3 protein-coding genes are annotated in these 3,432 nt (G+C 67.2%); 1 reads left to right on the top strand and 2 read right to left on the bottom strand.

Annotated elements, in window-relative coordinates; all coding sequences use genetic code 11:
- Positions 1 to 390: 390 nt before the first annotated feature.
- Positions 391 to 1,398: a stage II sporulation protein M gene (locus GA0115259_RS33725; RefSeq protein ID WP_093603966.1), complete on the bottom strand. Its 1,008-nt coding sequence runs from the start codon at positions 1,396 to 1,398 to the stop codon at positions 391 to 393.
- A gap of 153 nt (positions 1,399 to 1,551) precedes the next feature.
- Between GA0115259_RS33725 and GA0115259_RS33730 the strand changes: the two genes are divergently transcribed.
- Complete coding sequence (locus GA0115259_RS33730; RefSeq protein WP_176732747.1) at positions 1,552 to 2,532, top strand: RDD family protein; 981 nt, start codon at positions 1,552 to 1,554, stop codon at positions 2,530 to 2,532.
- A gap of 29 nt (positions 2,533 to 2,561) precedes the next feature.
- Here GA0115259_RS33730 and GA0115259_RS33735 read toward each other — a convergent pair whose 3' ends face one another.
- Positions 2,562 to 3,176 (bottom strand): hypothetical protein, encoded by a 615-nt coding sequence (locus GA0115259_RS33735; RefSeq protein ID WP_093603968.1) that lies wholly within the window; start codon positions 3,174 to 3,176, stop codon positions 2,562 to 2,564.
- Between the last annotated feature and the right edge of the window lie 256 nt (positions 3,177 to 3,432).

Raw genomic sequence — 3,432 nt, forward strand, 5'->3', positions numbered from 1 at the left:
GTACTCACCCTCACGGGCTTTCCTCCGGGCATTTCCCTTCGGCCTTACTTGTCTTGCTGTCTTGCGTCTCCGACTTTACCAGACTCATTCGACGTCTTCCGCCTCATGAATTCCGGTGACCTTTGGATTGGTCTTTTGCCTTTCGGCGTGATCCGACTTTATCAGAAACATTCGAGGCCGAATCACATCGACCTTGATGATCTGGAAGGCGAATCGAGAGGGGCTCAACGGAAGTACCTTCCGTCGGGAGCCGCATAGATTATGAACCACCGCTCTCGGAGCTTGTCCAACTCCGAGGCAACCGTTCAAATCTACCTCCCCACACAGACCGTGTCAACGGTCCTTGCGAGGCGAAGAGGAGACTAACAGGTCAGGGACGTGATCCGCACATCAGGCTGCGGTGGGAAGTTCCGCGCTGCGGTCCAGGGCCTCCACGTCCCCTGTCTCGCCGGCCCGCGCCGCTCGGCCGCCGAGGACATACACGTAGGAGAGAAAGGCCAGCTCAGCGGCTATGCCAATGGCTATGCGCGCCCAGGTTGGCAGGCCAGAGGGGGTGACGAAGCCTTCGATCACACCCGACACGAACAGCACTAGGGCGAGACCGATGGCCATGCCGAGCGCGGCGCGGCCCTGCTGGGCCATCGCGGTGCGGCGGCTGTATGGCCCTGGATCGATCAACGTCCAGCCGAGGCGCAGTCCCGTACCGGCGGCGACGAAGACGGCTGTCAGTTCGAGCAGGCCGTGGGGAAGGATCAGCCCGAGGAAGGTGTCGAGGCGGCCGGCCGAGGACATCAGGCCGATCCCGACCCCGAGGTTGAGCACATTGACGAAGAGGACCGCGATCACCGGGAGACAGAGGAACGCTCCCAGGACCAGACACATGGCGGCGGCCTGGGCATTGTTCGTCCAGACCTGAGCGGCGAAGGAGGCCGCCGGGTGGCTGGAGTAGTACGTTTCGTACTCGCCACCAGGACGTGTCATCTGACGCAGCTCGTCCGGCGCGCCTATGGCCGACTGGATCTCGGGATGGGCTCCGATCCACCAGCCGATGACCGCGGCGAGGAGTGTCGAGAGCACCGCGGTCGGTATCCACCAGTACCTGGACCGGTAGACGGCGGCGGGAAAGCCCGCAGTAAGGAAGCGCACGGCATCGCGCCAGGTGGCGCGGCGGGCACCGGTGACCGTGGCACGGGCGCGGGCCACGAGCTGGGTGAGCCGCGTGGTGATCATCGGATCGGGCGCGGTGGACTGGATCAGCGAGAGATGGGTGGCCGTGCGCTGATAGAGGGCGACGAGTTCGTCGGCCTCGGCACCGCTGAGGCGGCGACCGCGGTGCAGGAGATGTTCCAGGCGGTCCCACTCGGCACGGTGGGCTGTCACGAAGACATCGAGATCCATGGTCGGCTGCTGCTCCAGGCAGTGGGTGCGTACGGTCCGTACTCCCGCGGTACGGCAACTACTGCGACTGCACCACCGCGACGCGCTGCGGGTCAGCTTGGCAGACTGTTGCCTTCAGAGGCAGGGAAGGTCGTCGGCGAAAGGTGAGCACCGGTGAATGAGCTTGTGACGGGCGACGCGGTCGTACTGGGGCTGCGCCCGGCGAAGCTGCCGAGCCGGGCGCTGGCACTGGCGATCGACCTGATCGTGGTGTGGACCGTCTATCTCCTGGTCATGTTCGGGCTCGCGCTGGCGACGGGCTCGCTGGACGACGCGGCGGTCGCGGCGCTGGCCATCGCGTCCTTCCTGCTGATTCTGGTGGGCGGTCCGATCGCGGTGGAGACGCTCAGCCACGGGCGCTCGCTGGGGAAGCTGGCCTGTGGGCTGCGGGTCGTACGGGACGACGGTGGGCCCATACGGTTCCGGCACGCGTTGGTACGCGGAGCGATGGGCGTGGTGGAGATTCTGATGTCGTTCGGGGTCATCGCCTGTATCGCGTCGCTGGTGTCGGCGCGAGGGCGGCGGATCGGCGATGTCTTCGCGGGAACTCTGGTCGTACGGGAACGGGTGCCAGCCGGCCGTATGGCGATGGTCCCGCCTCCTCCGCCATGGCTCGTGGGACGCTTCGCGGAGCTCGATCTCTCCGCCGTGCCGGACGAGTTGTGGCTCGCGATACGTCAGTACCTGACGCGGCTGGGACAGCTCGAAGCGGGCGTGAGCCGGTCGATGGCGGAGCGGCTCGCGGATGATCTGGCGGCTCGTACGGGAGCGCCGACGCCGGAAGGAGTTCCCGCGGGGGCCTATCTCGCGGCCGTGGTGCATGAGCGGCAGGCGCGGGAGGCTCGGCGGACCTTGGGAGGACCTCCCGGCTCGGCGACGCGCTCGGCGACGCCGACATCCGCGTTTGCTCCCGCACCTACTCCTGTGGCTTCTCCCACCGCTACTGCTACTGCTACTGCTACTGCCGCAACCGAGCCCGCGCCTGCCGTTGCTCCCGTATCTCTGCCGACGCCATCTCTGTCGCTGCCGACCACCGCGCCAGCACCGGGTGCTGAGGAGGCGCCGCGGCGCACAGGCTTCGCTCCGCCCGCGTAGGCGGAGAGGGGCCTCACGTCAGGACATGGTCAGGGCATGGCCGAGGGCGGCGTTTCGAGGTCTTCGAGTTCGATGCCGGGGGCTGAGAGCACCACGTCTCCGGCGAGGTGAACCGTGTGCTGTTCACCGGTGTCCAGGGCGTTGACCTGGTACTCGTCCACGGTCAGAGGGCCATTGTCAGTGGCGTGCGCTTCACTGTTCACCAGCGCCCAGGACTGATCGACGGTACGGGGTGCCAGGACCGGGTCCGTGAAGGCCACGAGACGGACGCGGGTCGCCGGGGAGCCAGGAGTGAGACGGAGAAGTCGCGCTGTCGCGACCAGAAAGGCAGGGGAGGTGCCGGTGAAGGCATGGGCGCGCACATTGCCTTCGGTGGCATGGGCGCCGGTGGGGTCGGTACGGACCCAGGTGACGCCGTCCAGGGCGGCACCGCGGACCTGCCAGCTCGCGGCGTGGAGTTGCAGACGGATAGGGCGGCCGAGTTCGTCGAGGGCCAGATCGACGGAGCCTGCGTGGTCGCCGGAGGGAGTGGTGATCTGGGAGACATAGCGCCAGCCGGAGGGACCAGGGGCGCAGTGGAAATGTTCGTCACCGAGAGGAAAGTGATCGTGCGGATCATGGAGCGAATAACGGCCGCGGGGCATGGGGTCTTCCGGGTTCTTCGAGTCCTCGGCGACTGACGTTCTTCCGCTTCCGCGCGCTGTGCGCGCGCTCAGGACGTGCTCTTCCGTACGCGGAACAGGCTCACACATGACAGGCCCCCGACACGGGGGTGCGGGGGCCTGTCGTGTGCCGTGTACCGCAGGTGCCGACATCTGTCGGTACCTGTCGCTGAAGGTGTGTCAGCAGCCCGCCGGCCGACTCGGCGCGGCCCGGCGGGCTGCCGGGGCGGGCCCGGCG

The organism is Streptomyces sp. MnatMP-M17 (assembly GCF_900091995.1).
GTDB lineage: Bacteria > Actinomycetota > Actinomycetes > Streptomycetales > Streptomycetaceae > Streptomyces.

Coding starts and splice junctions, on each gene's coding strand:
- GA0115259_RS33725 (WP_093603966.1), bottom strand. CDS start 1,398: ATGGATCTCGATGTCTTCGTGACAGCCCACCGTGCCGAGTGGGACCGC.
- GA0115259_RS33735 (WP_093603968.1), bottom strand. CDS start 3,176: ATGCCCCGCGGCCGTTATTCGCTCCATGATCCGCACGATCACTTTCCT.